This window comes from Roseateles sp. (assembly GCF_047654785.1).
In the GTDB taxonomy this organism is placed as follows: Bacteria; Pseudomonadota; Gammaproteobacteria; order Burkholderiales; family Burkholderiaceae_C; genus Pelomonas.
This window is the reverse complement of sequence record NZ_JASGKQ010000003.1, coordinates 537,418-551,118: the sequence shown is the minus strand read 5'-3', so window position 1 is coordinate 551,118 and position 13,701 is coordinate 537,418. Positions and strand designations below refer to the sequence as shown.

At 69.4% G+C, this 13,701-nt stretch carries 8 protein-coding genes and 5 tRNA genes; 1 reads left to right on the top strand and 12 read right to left on the bottom strand.

All coding sequences use genetic code 11. The annotated features are described in order from the left end of the window. Window positions 1-13 precede the first annotated feature (13 nt). The gene (locus QM788_RS11645) at window positions 14-1,414 is read right to left on the bottom strand and encodes a bifunctional enoyl-CoA hydratase/phosphate acetyltransferase (RefSeq protein ID WP_415661645.1); all 1,401 of its coding nucleotides are present in this window, start codon (window positions 1,412-1,414) and stop codon (window positions 14-16) included. A gap of 462 nt (window positions 1,415-1,876) precedes the next feature. Between QM788_RS11645 and QM788_RS11640 the strand changes: the two genes are divergently transcribed. Continuing rightward, on the top strand, window positions 1,877-2,566 hold the full coding sequence (locus QM788_RS11640; RefSeq protein ID WP_415661644.1) for a TetR/AcrR family transcriptional regulator: 690 nt from the start codon (window positions 1,877-1,879) through the stop codon (window positions 2,564-2,566). A 102-nt stretch (window positions 2,567-2,668) separates the two neighbouring features. Here the strand turns inward: QM788_RS11640 and QM788_RS11635 are convergent. From QM788_RS11635 to QM788_RS11585, 11 genes are all read right to left on the bottom strand, one after another. Then, window positions 2,669-2,744 (bottom strand) — tRNA-Gly (locus tag QM788_RS11635). Window positions 2,745-2,790: 46 nt separating this feature from the next. Continuing rightward, window positions 2,791-2,866: transfer RNA gene (locus tag QM788_RS11630), tRNA-Gly, on the bottom strand. A 13-nt stretch (window positions 2,867-2,879) separates the two neighbouring features. Beyond that, window positions 2,880-2,953: transfer RNA gene (locus QM788_RS11625), tRNA-Cys, on the bottom strand. A 77-nt stretch (window positions 2,954-3,030) separates the two neighbouring features. After that, window positions 3,031-3,106, bottom strand: a tRNA-Gly gene (locus QM788_RS11620). 82 nt (window positions 3,107-3,188) lie between these two features. Continuing rightward, entirely contained in the window at window positions 3,189-5,603 is a 2,415-nt protein-coding gene (lon, locus tag QM788_RS11615; RefSeq protein WP_415661643.1) for an endopeptidase La, read from the bottom strand. 68 nt (window positions 5,604-5,671) lie between these two features. Beyond that, window positions 5,672-6,943, bottom strand: coding sequence for an ATP-dependent Clp protease ATP-binding subunit ClpX (gene clpX, locus QM788_RS11610; RefSeq protein WP_415661642.1), 1,272 nt, complete (start codon window positions 6,941-6,943; stop codon window positions 5,672-5,674). A 58-nt stretch (window positions 6,944-7,001) separates the two neighbouring features. Then, a complete protein-coding gene (gene clpP, locus QM788_RS11605) occupies window positions 7,002-7,610 on the bottom strand; it encodes an ATP-dependent Clp endopeptidase proteolytic subunit ClpP (RefSeq protein ID WP_415661641.1) in 609 nt (202 codons plus the stop codon). Between the two features lie 106 nt (window positions 7,611-7,716). Next, window positions 7,717-9,033 carry a trigger factor gene (tig, locus tag QM788_RS11600; protein WP_415661640.1) on the bottom strand — a complete coding sequence of 439 codons (1,317 nt, stop codon included), beginning with the start codon at window positions 9,031-9,033 and terminating at the stop codon, window positions 7,717-7,719. A gap of 30 nt (window positions 9,034-9,063) precedes the next feature. Beyond that, window positions 9,064-9,150: transfer RNA gene (locus QM788_RS11595), tRNA-Leu, on the bottom strand. A 146-nt stretch (window positions 9,151-9,296) separates the two neighbouring features. Further along, the gene (locus QM788_RS11590) at window positions 9,297-12,461 is read right to left on the bottom strand and encodes an efflux RND transporter permease subunit (protein WP_415661639.1); all 3,165 of its coding nucleotides are present in this window, start codon (window positions 12,459-12,461) and stop codon (window positions 9,297-9,299) included. 26 nt (window positions 12,462-12,487) lie between these two features. Next, window positions 12,488-13,624: an efflux RND transporter periplasmic adaptor subunit gene (locus tag QM788_RS11585; protein WP_415661638.1), complete on the bottom strand. Its 1,137-nt coding sequence runs from the start codon at window positions 13,622-13,624 to the stop codon at window positions 12,488-12,490. Window positions 13,625-13,701: the final 77 nt, after the last annotated feature.

Here is a 13,701-nt window from a genome sequence, read left to right as displayed (position 1 = left end):
GGCCGGCCGGGCGTCATGGCGCCGCCTGCCGGTAGTGGTGCGCCAGCAGCAGCGCCAGCGCGCACGAGGCGATGCGCGCCTGCCGGCTGTCGGCGCGGCTGGTCAGGATCACCGGCACCCGCGCGCCCATGACGATGCCGGCGCTGGCGGCCTGGCCGAGGTAGATGAGCTGCTTGGCCAGCATGTTGCCGCTCTCCAGGTCCGGGACGAGCAGGATGTCGGCCTGCCCGGCGACGGGCGAGACGATGCCCTTGGTGCGCGCCGCCGCGAGGGAGATCGCGTTGTCGAAGGCCAGCGGGCCGTCCAGCCGGCCGCCGGTGATCTGGCCGCGGTCGGCCATCTTGCACAGCGCCGCAGCGTCCAGCGTCGCGGGCATCGCCGGGTTGACGGTCTCCACCGCCGCCAGGATGGCGACCTTGGGTTCGGGCACGCCGATGACCTGGGCCAGCTCGATCGCGTTGCGCACGATGTCGGCCTTCTGCGCCAGGTCCGGCGCGAGGTTGATCGCCGCGTCGGTGACGATGACGGGCCGCGGGTAGCCGGGCGCCTGCAGCACGAAGCAATGGCTGATGCGGCGCTTGGTGCGCAGCCGGCTGGCCGGCGCGAGCACGGCCGACATCAGCTCGTCCGTGTGCAGGCTGCCCTTCATCAGCGCCTCGACCTCGCCCTGGCCGGCCAGCGCGACGGCCCGGTCGGCCGCCGCGTGGCTGTGCGCGGCGTCGATGACCTCGATGCCGGCCAGGTCCAGCCCGCATTGCGCGGCCACCGCGTCGAGCTTGGCGCGGGGCGCCACCAGCACCGGCTCGATCAGCCCGGCCCGGCGCGCGTCCAGCGCGGCCGACAGGCTGGCCTCGTCGCAGGGGTGGACCACCGCGACCCGGATGGGTGCCAGCGCGCCGGCCCGGGCCATCAGGCGCCGCCGGTCGCCGTCGGGGCCGATGTGGATGCCGGGCTCCGGCAGCGCATCGGCGCCGGGCACGTCGGCGGGCGCCACCTCGACCTCGCCGTCAATGACCGTCTCGCCCGCCTCGTTGACGCAGCTGCAGCGCAGCAGCAGGCTGCCCTCGGCGGCGCGGCGCTCGGCGACGGCCACCGTCACCCGCAGCCGGTCCCCGGCGCGGACCGGCGCCGGAAAGCGCAGGCGCTGGCCACGGCAGGCCAGCGCGACGCCGGGCAGGCAGTCGCCGATGGCGGCGGCGACCAGCCCGCCCACCCAGGCGCCGGCCCCGGCGAAGGCGCGGCCGGCGATGCCGGCGTCCACGGACGCGCCGCTCCCCGCCAGCGCGGCGAACAGCTGCAGGTTCTCGGGCGTCAGCAAGCGCTCGACGCTCTCCTGCTCGCCCACCGAGATGTCGTCGAAGCTGCGGCCCGGCGGGCGCGGCGCGGGGCTCGGGGAAGGGTCGGTCGTCGTCATGGGGGGTTCCGGAGGGAGGGTGGCGGGAGGGGCGGGCCCGGGCATCGTCGGCGGCCGCGTCGAAGCGGGCCCACATCTCGTCCAGGCGGCCGGCCTCCGTGGGCGGCAGCGCCTCGCCGAGGCCGACCATCGCAGCGATCACCCGCGGCGCACCGCGCAGCTCGTCCGCGGGCCCCTGCCCGAGCAACTGTGGCAGGGCTGTCGGCATGCAGCAACGCGCGCTGCCACGCATCGGCGGCATGCCCGGCCGTCGCGGCCGCGAGGCCGGACGGGCTCCCCATCCAGCGGCGCCAGCCCGGCACGGCGGCCCCGTCGACGGCCGAAGCGGGAGGGACGGCCGGGGCAGGAGGGTTCGGGCTCATCGTCGGACGGGCTTGCGGCACGCGTTAATACTAAATTGATTTTAAATTTAGCCTCAAAGAGAATGCAAGCCAGGAAACCTGCCCTGGAGAGAGTGACACGATGAACAGGTCCCCCCGCGGGCTGCGCGCGGACGGTGAAGCCACCCGCACCCGGATCCTGGAAGCCGCGGGTGAGCTGTTCGCCGGCACCGGCTACGCCGAAACCACCAACAAGGCCATCGCCGCCCGGGCCGGGGTGGACCTGGCGTCCATCAACTACCACTTCGGCAACCGCGGCGGCCTGTACCAGGCCGTGCTGGCCGAGGCGCACCGCCGGCTGGTGGACGTCGACGACCTGCGGCAGGTCGCCGACAGCGGGCTGCCGCCGACGGCTAAGCTGCGCCTGCTGATCGAGCAGCTGGTGGCGCGCGCGACGCAGGAGCCGCAGTCCTGGCATTTGCGCATGCTGGCCCGCGAGGTGCTGGCGCCGACCTCGCACCTGCAGACGCTCATCCAAGACGAGGCGCAGCCGAAGATGGCGATCGCCAAGCGCGTGCTGGGCGAGATCACGGCCATTGCCGAGGACGACCCGGCGCTGACCCGCTGCCTGCTCAGCGTGGCCGCCCCCGGCCTGATGCTGATGGTCGGCGGGCGCAACTTCCCCGGCCCCGCGCAGGAAGTCTTCCGGATGTCTCCGCAGACCATCGTGGACCACCTGTACCACTTCGCGCTGGGCGGGCTGGCGGCCATCGGCCGCGAACACGCCAGGCAGGCCGAAGCCATCCCGGCGGCCACGCCGGGATGCGCATGATGAACAAAAGGGGAATGGCGCCGGAACGAGAGAAGGGGCTTCCGCCCCTTGCTGCTTCCCTCGCGCGGCAGGCCCCAGAACGGGGCCTGCGTGTCGAATCACTGGAGCGGGTAACGAGGCTCGAACTCGTGACCTCGACCTTGGCAAGGTCGCGCTCTACCAACTGAGCTACACCCGCGCATTTCGCCCCGCCTTGCGGCTGGGCATCGGTGCGACCGATTTTCTGGAGCGGGTAACGAGGCTCGAACTCGTGACCTCAACCTTGGCAAGGTTGCGCTCTACCAACTGAGCTACACCCGCATGAATGCGTTTTTGGAGGCGCGATCCGGAGTCGAACCGGACTGACCGGATTTGCAATCCGGGGCATAACCGCTTTGCTATCGCGCCGCCGTAAACCCAAATCAAGGCCGTTGGTGCGGCCTTGATGCAAAAGGGAAGCCGGGGCTTCCCTTTTCTGGAACATCTGGAGCGGGATAAGAGGCTCGAACTCTCGACCTATACCTTGGCAAGGTATCGCTCTACCAACTGAGCTAATCCCGCTTTGTTTCGCCATCCCGTTGCCGGTCTAGCGAAGCTGGCATTGTAATCCAACTTTTGGCCGGCTGGCAAGCCGGCCGCGCACTCAATGCGGCACGGCCGTGCTCGCGGCCGCGCCCTCGTCCGGCTTGGCCGGCGCGACGGCCACGTCCTCGTCGGGCAGCGGCGTTGGCACGGCCTCCAGCGCCACCTCCAGCACGCGCTCGATCCAGCGCACCGGCACGATCTCCAGCTGGTTCTTCACGTTCTCGGGGATGTCCTGCAGGTCCTTGACGTTCTCCTCCGGGATCATCACGGTCTTGATGCCGCCGCGGTGGGCCGCGAGCAGCTTCTCCTTCAGGCCGCCGATGGCGGTGACCTCGCCGCGCAGCGTGATCTCGCCGGTCATCGCCACGTCGGCGCGCACCGGGATGCCGGTCAGCGCGGACACGAAGGCCGTGGTCATCGCCGCGCCGGCGCTGGGGCCGTCCTTGGGCGTCGCGCCATCGGGCACGTGGACGTGCACGTCGCGCTTCTCGAACACCTCGTCCTTGATGCCCAGGCGGCGGGCACGCGAGCGCACGACGGTGCGCGCGGCCTCGACGGACTCCTTCATCACGTCGCCCAGCGAGCCGGTGCGGATGATGTTGCCCTTGCCCGGCATCGCGGTCGCCTCGATGGTCAGCAGGTCGCCGCCCACCTCGGTCCATGCGAGGCCGACGACCTGGCCGACCTGGTTCTTCTTCTCGGCGCGGCCGAAGTCGTACTTGCGCACGCCGAGGAAGTCGTGGAGGTTGTCTTCCGTGACGACGACCTTGCCCTCATAGGCCTTGAGCTGGATGCCCTTGACGACCTTGCGGCAAATCTTGGACATCTCGCGTTCCAGCGAGCGCACGCCGGCTTCCCGCGTGTAGTAGCGGATCACGCCGCGGATCGCGGACTCGGTGACTTCCAGCTCCTCGTCCAGCACGCCGTTGTTCTTGCGCTGCTTGGGCAGCAGGTAGGTCTGCGCGATGTTGACCTTCTCGTCCTCGGTGTAGCCCGACAGGCGGATGACCTCCATCCGGTCCAGCAGCGCCGGCGGGATGTTCATCGAGTTGGACGTGGCGACGAACATCACGTCGGAGAGGTCGAAATCGACCTCGACGTAATGGTCACCGAAAGTGTGGTTCTGCTCGGGGTCGAGCACCTCCAGCAGCGCCGAGGACGGGTCGCCGCGGAAGTCCATGCCCAGCTTGTCGATCTCGTCGAGCAGGAACAGCGGGTTGCGCGTGCCGACCTTGGTCAGCGACTGCAGCACCTTGCCCGGCATGGAGCCGATGTAGGTGCGGCGGTGGCCACGGATCTCGGCCTCGTCGCGCACGCCGCCCAGCGCCATGCGGATGAACTTGCGGCCGGTGGCGCGCGCCACGCTCTGGCCCAGCGAGGTCTTGCCGACGCCCGGCGGGCCGACCAGGCACAGGATGGGCGCCTTGACCTTGTCCACGCGCTGCTGCACCGCGAGGTATTCGAGGATGCGGTCCTTGACCTTCTCCAGGCCGTAGTGGTCTTCGTTGAGCACGTCCTCGGCGTTCTTCAGGTCGTGCTTGATCTTGGTCTTCTTGCTCCAGGGCAGGTTGACCAGGGTGTCGATGTAGTTGCGCACCACGGTCGCCTCGGCGGACATCGGCGACATCAGCTTGAGCTTCTTCAGCTCGGCATCGGCCTTCTTGCGCGCCTCCTTGGGCATCTTGGCGGCGAGGATCTTCTTTTCCAGCTCCTCCATGTCGGCGCCGTCCTCGCCGTCGCCGAGTTCCTTCTGGATGGCCTTGACCTGCTCGTTCAGGTAGTACTCGCGCTGGCTCTTCTCCATCTGGCGCTTGACGCGGCCGCGGATGCGCTTTTCCACCTGCAGGATGTCGACCTCGTGCTCCAGCAGGGCGAGCAGCTTCTCCAGGCGCTTGGCGACGTCGGCCAGGTCCAGCACGGCCTGCTTGGCGTCGAGCTTGAGCGGCAGGTGGGCGGCGATGGTGTCGCCCAGGCGACCCGGGTCGTCGATGCCGCCGATGGAGGTCAGGATTTCGGGCGGGATCTTCTTGTTGAGCTTGACGTACTGGTCGAACTGCTGCGTCACCGCGCGGCGCAGCGCCTCGACCTCGGGCGCATGCTCGGCCTCGGGCGGGATGGGCGTGACTTCGGCGACGAAGTGCTCGCCGGGCTCGGTGATGGACTGCGTGGTGGCGCGCTGCAGGCCCTCGACGAGCACCTTCACGGTGCCGTCGGGCAGCTTCAGCATCTGCAGGATGCTGGAGACGCAGCCGACCTCGAACATGTCCTCGGCCTTGGGCTCGTCCTTGCCGGCGGCCTTCTGCGCGACCAACATGATCTGGCGGCCGGCTTCCATCGCGGCTTCCAGCGCCTTGATGGACTTGGGGCGCCCGACGAACAGCGGGATGACCATGTGCGGGAACACGACCACGTCACGCAGCGGCAGCAGCGGCAGCGTGATCGGGTCGGCGGGAAGGATGGGATGTCCGGACATGAAGACCTCTCTTTCTCAGGCCGATGTGCGGCCTGAGGGTGCGAATGCAAGGTGAGCCGGAAACGCCGTCAAGCGCTGGCCTTGGCCTGCTCGCGGTAAACCAGCAAGGGGCGCGCCGACGCGTCCTCGATGTTGTGCTCGTCCAGCACGACCTTCTCCACGCCGTCGAGCGTGGGCAGGTCGAACATGGTGTCGATCAGCGACTGCTCCATGATGGAGCGCAGGCCGCGCGCGCCGGTCTTGCGCGCCAGCGCCTTGCGGGCGATGGCCGCGAGCGCCGGCTTGCGGATCTCCAGCTCGACACCGTCCATCTCGAACAGCTGCTGGTACTGCTTGACGAGCGCGTTCTTGGGTTCGGTGAGGATCTGGATCAGCGCGTCCTCGGTCAGCTCGCCCAGCGTGGCAACGACCGGCAGGCGGCCCACCAGCTCGGGGATCAGGCCGAACTTGATGATGTCCTCGGGCTCGACCTCGCGGAACAGCTCGCCGACGCGCTTCTCACTCTTGCTCTTCACGGTCGCACCGAAGCCGATGCCGGACTTCTCGCTGCGGTTCTGGATGACCTTCTCCAGCCCGTCGAAGGCGCCGCCGCAGATGAACAGGATGTTGGTCGTGTCGATCTGCAGGAAGTCCTGGTTCGGGTGCTTGCGGCCGCCCTGCGGGGGCACGCTGGCCATCGTGCCTTCGACGAGCTTCAGCAGCGCCTGCTGCACGCCTTCGCCGGACACGTCGCGCGTGATGGACGGGTTGTCGGCCTTGCGGCTGATCTTGTCGATCTCGTCGATGTAGACGATGCCGCGCTGCGCCCGCTCGACGTCGTAATTGCAGTTCTGAAGCAGCTTCTGGATGATGTTCTCGACGTCCTCGCCGACGTAGCCGGCCTCGGTCAGCGTCGTCGCGTCGGCGATCACGAAGGGCACGTTCAGCAGCCGCGCCAGCGTCTGCGCCAGCAGCGTCTTGCCGGAGCCGGTCGGGCCGATCAGCAGGATGTTGCTCTTGGACAGCTCGACCGAGTCCTTGGTCGCCGCCATGTGGCGCAGGCGCTTGTAGTGGTTGTAGACGGCGACCGACAGCGTGCGCTTGGCGACGTCCTGGCCGATCACGTACTGGTCCAGGCTGGACTTGATTTCGCTGGGCGTGGGCAGGTCGGACTTGGCCGAGCGCGCGGCCGGCGCCGGCGCCGGCACCTCGTCACGGACGATGTCGTTGCACAGCTCGATGCACTCGTCGCAGATGAACACCGACGGGCCCGCGATCAGCTTCTTGACCTCGTGTTGACTCTTGCCGCAGAACGAGCAGTACAGAACTTTTTCGCTGGAGGTGCCTTTTTTGTCGGCCATGGAACTGCTCGGGAAGAAGGGGCGGAATGCCTCGGATGATGATAGTTCAGCGACCGGCTCAGGGCCGGTGCTCCAGCACCTGGTCGATCAGGCCGTAGCCCTGGGCCTCGGCGGCGGACATGAAGTAGTCGCGCTCGGTGTCCGACTGGATTTTCTCCAGCGTCTGGCCGGTGCGCTCGGCCAGGATGCGGTTCAAGGCCTCGCGCGTCCGCAGGATTTCACGCGCATGGATTTCGATGTCCGTCGCCTGGCCCTGCGCGCCGCCCAGCGGCTGGTGGATCATGACCTTGGCGTTGGGCAGCGAGAAGCGCTTGCCCTTGGCGCCGGCCGCCAGCAGGAAGGCGCCCATGCTGGCCGCCATGCCCATGCACAGCGTCGAGACCTCGGGCTTGATGAACTGCATGGTGTCGTAGATGGACATGCCGGCCGAGACGCTGCCGCCGGGGCTGTTGATGTAGAGCGAGATCTCCTTGTCGGGGTTCTCGCTTTCCAGGAACAGCAGCTGCGCGACGACGAGGTTGGCCACCGCGTCGTTGACGGGGCCGACCAGGAAGATGATGCGCTCGCGCAGCAGGCGCGAGTAGATGTCGTAGGCGCGCTCGCCGCGCCCCGACTGTTCGATGACCATGGGCACCATGCCCAGGTTGCTGGTTTCAAGCGCGCTCATTCAGATCCTTGGAAATCAATACGTCCGGTTGTGGGGGCGGATTATGGCCACGCAAGTAAAAAAGCGCCGGCCTCGCGGCGCGGCGCCTTCGTCAGGCCAAGGGCGCTCAGTTGCCGGCGGCGGCCATCAGCTCGTCGAACGGCAGGGCCTTGTCGGTCACCTTGGCGGTGGCCAGCACGAAGTCCGTGACGTTGTTCTCGACGACGACGGCCTCCACCCCGGCCATGCGCTCGCGGTCGCTCAGGTACCAGCGCATCACTTCGGCGGGCTTCTCGTAGCTCTGCGACAGCTCCTCGATGTGCGCCTGCAGCTGGGCCGGCTTGGCCTGCAGGTTGTTGGCGCGCACCAGCTCGGCGACGACCAGGCCCAGGCGCACGCGGCGCTCGGCCTGGGGCTTGAAGATGTCGGTGGGGATCTCGGCCTTGTCGGCATCCTTGACGCCGCGCTTCTTCAGGTCCTCGCGGGCGGCGGCGACCATGCGCTCGGCCTCGCCCTGCACCAGCGCGTTGGGCACGTCCAGCTCGGACACCGAGACCAGCGCGTCCATCACGGCGCCCTTGTTGCGGGCCAGCACGCGGAACTTCACCTCGCGCTCGAGGTTCTTCTTGATGTCGGCGCGCAGCGCCTCGACCGTCGCGTCCTTGATGCCCAGCGACTTGGCGAAGGCCTCGTTCACTTCGGGCAGGTGCTGGGCCTCGATCTTCTTGACGGTGACCAGGAAGTCGGCCTCCTTGCCGGCCACGTCCTTGCCGTGGTAGTCCTCCGGGAACTGCAGCGGGAAGGTCTTGCTCTCGCCGGCCTTCATGCCGCGCACGGCAGCGTCGAACTGCTCCAGCATCTGGCCTTCGCCGATCAGGAACTGGAAGCCCTCGGCCTTGCCGCCCTGGAAGGGCTCGCCGTCGATCTTGCCTTCGAAGTCGATGGTGACGCGGTCACCGGCCTGGGCCACGTCGGCGGCGGCGCGCTGCGCGAAGCTGCGGCGCTGCTTGCGCAGGATCTCGACGGTCTTGTCGATGGCTTCCTCGGTCACGTCGCTGGCGACGCGCTCGACTTCCGCCGCGGCCAGGTCGCCGATCTTGACCTCGGGGTAGACCTCGAAGGTCGCGTCGAAGGCCATCTGGCCCTCGGGGGCCTCGTTCTTCTGCTCGATGCGGGGCATGCCGGCGACGCGCAGCTGGGCTTCGTTGGCGGCGTCGTTGAAGGCCTGGCCGAGCTTGTCGTTGACGACCTCGTACTGCACCGAGTAGCCGTAGCGCTGCGCGACGACGTTCATCGGCACCTTGCCGGGGCGGAAGCCGTCGGCCTTGACGGTGCGGGCCAGCTTCTTCAGGCGGGCTTCGACTTCGCTGTTGATGTCAGCGGCCGCCACGTGCAGGGTGATGCGGCGTTCCAGCTTTTCGAGGGTTTCGACGGTGACGGCCATGATGGACTCGGGAACAGTTGAAGGACAGGGTGGTGCGCGGGGCCGGACTCGAACCGGCACGCCCGTGAAGGCGTCAGGACCTAAACCTGGTGCGTCTACCAATTTCGCCACCCGCGCGATTCTGGGTTGGGCTGCCGCTGGAGCAGCCCCGTAGGCGATTCAGGCGATTCGGCAAACCGGCGATTGTAGCGACCCCGCGCGCCCGGCCCGCCGCCCCGGGACGCGGGGCGGCAAAACCCTGGGGCCGGGGGCCGGGCCCAGGCTCAGGCCGGTTCGCCGGCCTCGGTGTCCCGGAAGCGGCTGGACAGGCGGCTGGGCGCCTCGGGCCGCTGCACGCGGAAGACGATGGAGTACATCGCCGGCAGCGCCAGCAGCGTCAGCGCGGTGGCGACGATCAGCCCGCCCATGATGGCCACGGCCATCGGCCCCCAGAACACGCTGCGCGACAGCGGGATCATGGCCAGCACGGCGGCCGCGGCCGTCAGCACGATGGGCCGGAAGCGCCGCACCGCGGACTCGACGACGGCCGACCAGTCCGGCACGCCGCGCGCGCGGTCCTGCTCGATCTGGTCGATCAGGATGACGGAGTTACGGATGATCATGCCGAACAGCGCGATGACGCCCAGCAGCGCCACGAAGCCGAACGGCCGGTCCAGCACCAGCAGCGCGAACGCCACGCCGGCGATGCCGAAGAAGCCGGTCAGGAAGGCCAGCGCCGCGCGCACGAAGCTGTGCAGCTGCAGCATCAGCAGCGTCAGCATGATGAACAGCGCGATGGGCACGCCCGCGCCGATGGAGCCCGTGCCCTTGTTGCTCTCCTCCACCGCGCCGGCGATCTCGATGCTGTAGCCGGTGGGCATGCGCTTCTGCAGCTCGTCCAGCCGCGGCCACACCTCCTTGGTGACGGTGGCGCCCTGCAGGCCCTCGGCCACGTCGCCCTGCACGGTGACGGCGTACAGCCTCCCCTCGCGCCACATGACGCCCGGCTCCCAGCCGAACTCGACCTGGGCGATCTGCGTCAGCGGGATCGCGCGGCCGGTGCTGGTGGGCAGGTAGGCGTTGCCGATGTCGGTGATGACGGCGCGCTCCTGCTGCGGCTGGCGCAGCACGATGTCGATGAGCTTGTCGGCCTCGCGGTACTGGCCGATGACGGTGCCCGACAGCAGCGTCCGCGCGGCCTGCGCCAGGCTCTGGCTGGAGACGCCCAGCGCCCGCGCCTTGTCCTGGTCGACCTTCAGGCGCAGCGTCTTGACGTTCTCGTTCCAGTTGTCGTTGACGCCGCGCATGTTGGGGCTGGCGCGCAGGATGTCCTTGGCCTTGTCGGCCCAGTCGCGCACCACCTGCGGGTCCGGCCCGGCGACGCGGAACTGCACCGGGTAGGGCACCGGCGGGCCGTTGGGCAGCAGCTTCACGCGGCCGCGCGCCTCGGGGAACTCCTCGGCCAGCACGGCCGGCAGCCGCGTGCGCAACGCCTCGCGGGCGGCCAGGTCCTTGGGCACCAGGATGGACTGGGTGACGTTGGCCTGCGGGAAGATCTGGTCCAGTGGCAGGTAGAAGCGCGGCACGCCGGAGCCGATCCAGGTCGTCACGGTGCCGATGCCGGGCTCCTTGAGCATGCGCGCCTCGAAGCGCCTGGCCAGCGCCTCGGTCTCCTGGATGGTCGCGCCTTCGGGCAGCCACAGGTCCACCAGCACCTCGGGGCGGCTGGAGTCGGGGAAGAACTGCTGCTGCACGCGGCCCATGCCCGCCAGGCCCAGCAGGAACACCGCCAGCGTGATGGCGACGGTCTTCCAGCGGTTCTCCACGCACCAGCGCACGACGCCGCGGAAGCGGTTGTAGAACGGCGTGTCGAACTGCTCGTGCACCTCGCCCTCGGTGGGCCGGGCCTTCAGCAGCAGCGCGCCCAGGTAGGGCACGAAGTAGACCGACACGCCCCACGAGATCACCAGCGACGCCGCCGTGACGGCGAAGATCGCGAACGTGTACTCGCCCACGGTGGACTTGGCCAGGCCGATGGGCAGGAAACCCACCGCCGTGATCAGCGTGCCGGTCAGCATGGGCATGGCCGTCACGTCGTAGGCGTAGGTGGCGGCGTGCATCTTGTCGTAGCCCTCTTCGAGCTTGCGCACCATCATCTCGACGGCAATGATCGCGTCGTCCACCAGCAGGCCCAGCGCGATGATGAGCGCCCCGAGCGAGATCTTGTGCAGGCCCACGCCCCAATAGAGCATGGTCACGAAGGTGATGGCCAGCACCAGCGGGATGGTGATGGCCACCACCAGGCCCGGCCAGACGTCGATCCGCAGCGGCCGGGTGTGCAGGCCCAGCGAGATGAAGCTGACCGCCAGCACGATGACCACGGCCTCGATCAGCACCTTGACGAACTCGCCGACCGACGTGGACACCGCCCTGGGCTGGTCCTGCACCTGCTCCAGGTGGATGCCGGCGGGCAGGTCGCGCTCGATGGCCTTCAGCGCCGCGCCCAGCGCCTTGCCCATGGCGATGATGTCGCCACCCTTGGCCATCGAGACGCCCAGCGCCAGCACCTCCTTGCCCTGGTGGCGCACCATCGTGGCCGGCGGGTCGACATAGCCGCGCGTGATCGTGGCGATGTCGCCCAGGCGGAACTGGCTGCCCTGCCCCGTGGCCGGGTTGATCGCGCGGATGGGCACCTCGGCCAGCGCCTGCGCCGACGTGAACTGCCCCTGCACGCGCACCTGGAAGCTGGCGCTGCCGGCGTTCAGCAGGCCGGCGCCCTCGACGGCGTTCTGCGCGCCGATCTGGTTGATGACCTGGGTGAAGTCCAGGCCCAGTTGGGCCAGGCGCTTCTGCGAGATCTCGATGTAGAGCTTCTCGGGCTGCACGCCGAAGACCTCCACCTTGGCCACGTCCTTGACCCGCAGCAGCGCCTGGCGCACGCGGTCGGCGTGCTCGCGCAGCTCCTCGCGGCTGAAGCCGTCGGCGGACAGCGCGTAGATCGAGCCGTAGACGTCGCCGAACTCGTCATTGAACACCGGCCCCAGCACGCCCTGCGGCAGCGTGGGGCGCATGTCGTTGATCTTCTTGCGCGTCTGGTACCAGAGGTCGGACACCTCGCCGGGCGGCGTGTTGTCCTTGACCTGGAAGATGGTCAGCGACTCGCCCGGCTTGGTGTACGAGCGGATCTTGTCCGCGTGGTTCACCTCCTGCAGCGTCTTCTCGATCTTGTCGGTGACCTGGTCGGCCATCTGCTGCGCCGTGGCGCCGGGCCAGAAGGCCTGGACGACCATCGCGCGGAAGGTGAACGGCGGGTCTTCGTCCTGGCCGAGCTGGAAGTAGGCGGCGAAGCCCATCAGCATCAGCACCACCATCAGGTAGCGCGTCAGCGCCGGGTGCTCCAGCGCCCAGCGCGAGACGTTGAAGCCGCCGACCGGGGGCTGCGGGTGCATCGGGGAGCTCATCGCTGCGCCCCCGTTCAGCGAGAAGCGGCGGGCGCCGCGGGGGTGGCCGGCGCCGCCGTGCGCGGCGGCACGTAGCGCTTCACCTTCTGCCCGGGGTTGAGCACATGCACGCCTGCGGTGACCACCTCCTGGCCCGGCGCCAGCCCGCCGGCGATGACCACCTCGTTGCCGTCCGCACCCGCCACCTGCACGGCGGCCGGCCTGACGGTCATGGACGCCCCGTCCAGCAGCCACACCGAGGTCTTGCCGCCCTGCTGCAGCACCGCCGACAGCGGCAGCTTGATCACGTCGGCCCGCTGCGGCAGGTCCAGCACGACGGTGGCGGACTGGCCCAGCCCCACGTCCAGCCGGCCGGCGTCGGCCTTGACGAGGAAGGTGCGCGTGACCGGGTCGGCCGCGGCGGCCACCTCGCGCAGCGTCAGCGGCCAGGTCTTGTCGCCGCCCCAGAGCCGCACCTTCAGCGCGCCCGGCCGGCCGGCCGCCGCGCGCACGCGGGCGGCCTGGTCCTCAGGCACCGAGAACACGATGTCGCGCGGGCCGTCCAGCGCCAGCGTCACCACCGGCGTGCCGGCGGCCAGCACCTGGCCGGGCTCGGCATGGACGCCCGTGATGACGCCCGCGCCGTCGGCCACCAGCTGCGCATAGCCGGCCTGGTTGCCCTGCGCGTCGGCCTGCGCCTTGGCCTGGTCCAGCTGCGCCTGCGCGGCCTTGAAGGCCGACTCGCGGCGCTCCAGCTCGGCCGCGCTGATGAAGCCCTGGCGCTGCAGGTCCACGAAGCGCTTGTAGTCGGCGCCCAGCTGGTCGCGGTTGGTGCGCGCGGCGGCCACGCCGGCCGCGGCGGCGGCCTCGGCCAGCTTCAGGTCCTGGCCGTCGATGCGGGCCAGCACCTGGCCACGCCGGACCGTGTCGCCCAGGTTCACCGCGCGGCTCTGCAGCTTGCCGCCGACGCGCAACGCCAGCCGCGACTCCACCCGCGCCTTCACCTCGGCCGCATACTCATGGCTCGCGCTCGCGGCGCCGGTGCGCACGACCTGGGTGCGCACCGCGCGCTCCGGCTCGGGGGCGGCGGCCTGCTTGCCGCAGCCCGACAGCAGGGCGGAAAGCAGGACCGCCGGCAGCAGGGGCGGCGCGAGACGCAGAAGATGGGGCATGCAGACCTCGGCAGGAGTGGACGGGCCGGCTCCTGATATTTAATGACCGGCGGGTCAATAATGTATGCAGCCGCAGT

Bases quoted from the DNA above. Each gene is read 5' to 3' on its own strand.
- lon (WP_415661643.1), bottom strand. From the start codon at position 5,603: ATGTCCGGACATCCCATCCTTCCCGCCGACCCGATCACGCTGCCGCTG.
- tig (WP_415661640.1), bottom strand. From the start codon at position 9,033: ATGGCCGTCACCGTCGAAACCCTCGAAAAGCTGGAACGCCGCATCACC.
- QM788_RS11590 (WP_415661639.1), bottom strand. From the start codon at position 12,461: ATGCACCCGCAGCCCCCGGTCGGCGGCTTCAACGTCTCGCGCTGGGCG.
- clpP (WP_415661641.1), bottom strand. From the start codon at position 7,610: ATGAGCGCGCTTGAAACCAGCAACCTGGGCATGGTGCCCATGGTCATC.
- QM788_RS11645 (WP_415661645.1), bottom strand. From the start codon at position 1,414: ATGACGACGACCGACCCTTCCCCGAGCCCCGCGCCGCGCCCGCCGGGC.
- QM788_RS11585 (WP_415661638.1), bottom strand. From the start codon at position 13,624: ATGCCCCATCTTCTGCGTCTCGCGCCGCCCCTGCTGCCGGCGGTCCTG.
- QM788_RS11640 (WP_415661644.1), top strand. From the start codon at position 1,877: ATGAACAGGTCCCCCCGCGGGCTGCGCGCGGACGGTGAAGCCACCCGC.
- clpX (WP_415661642.1), bottom strand. From the start codon at position 6,943: ATGGCCGACAAAAAAGGCACCTCCAGCGAAAAAGTTCTGTACTGCTCG.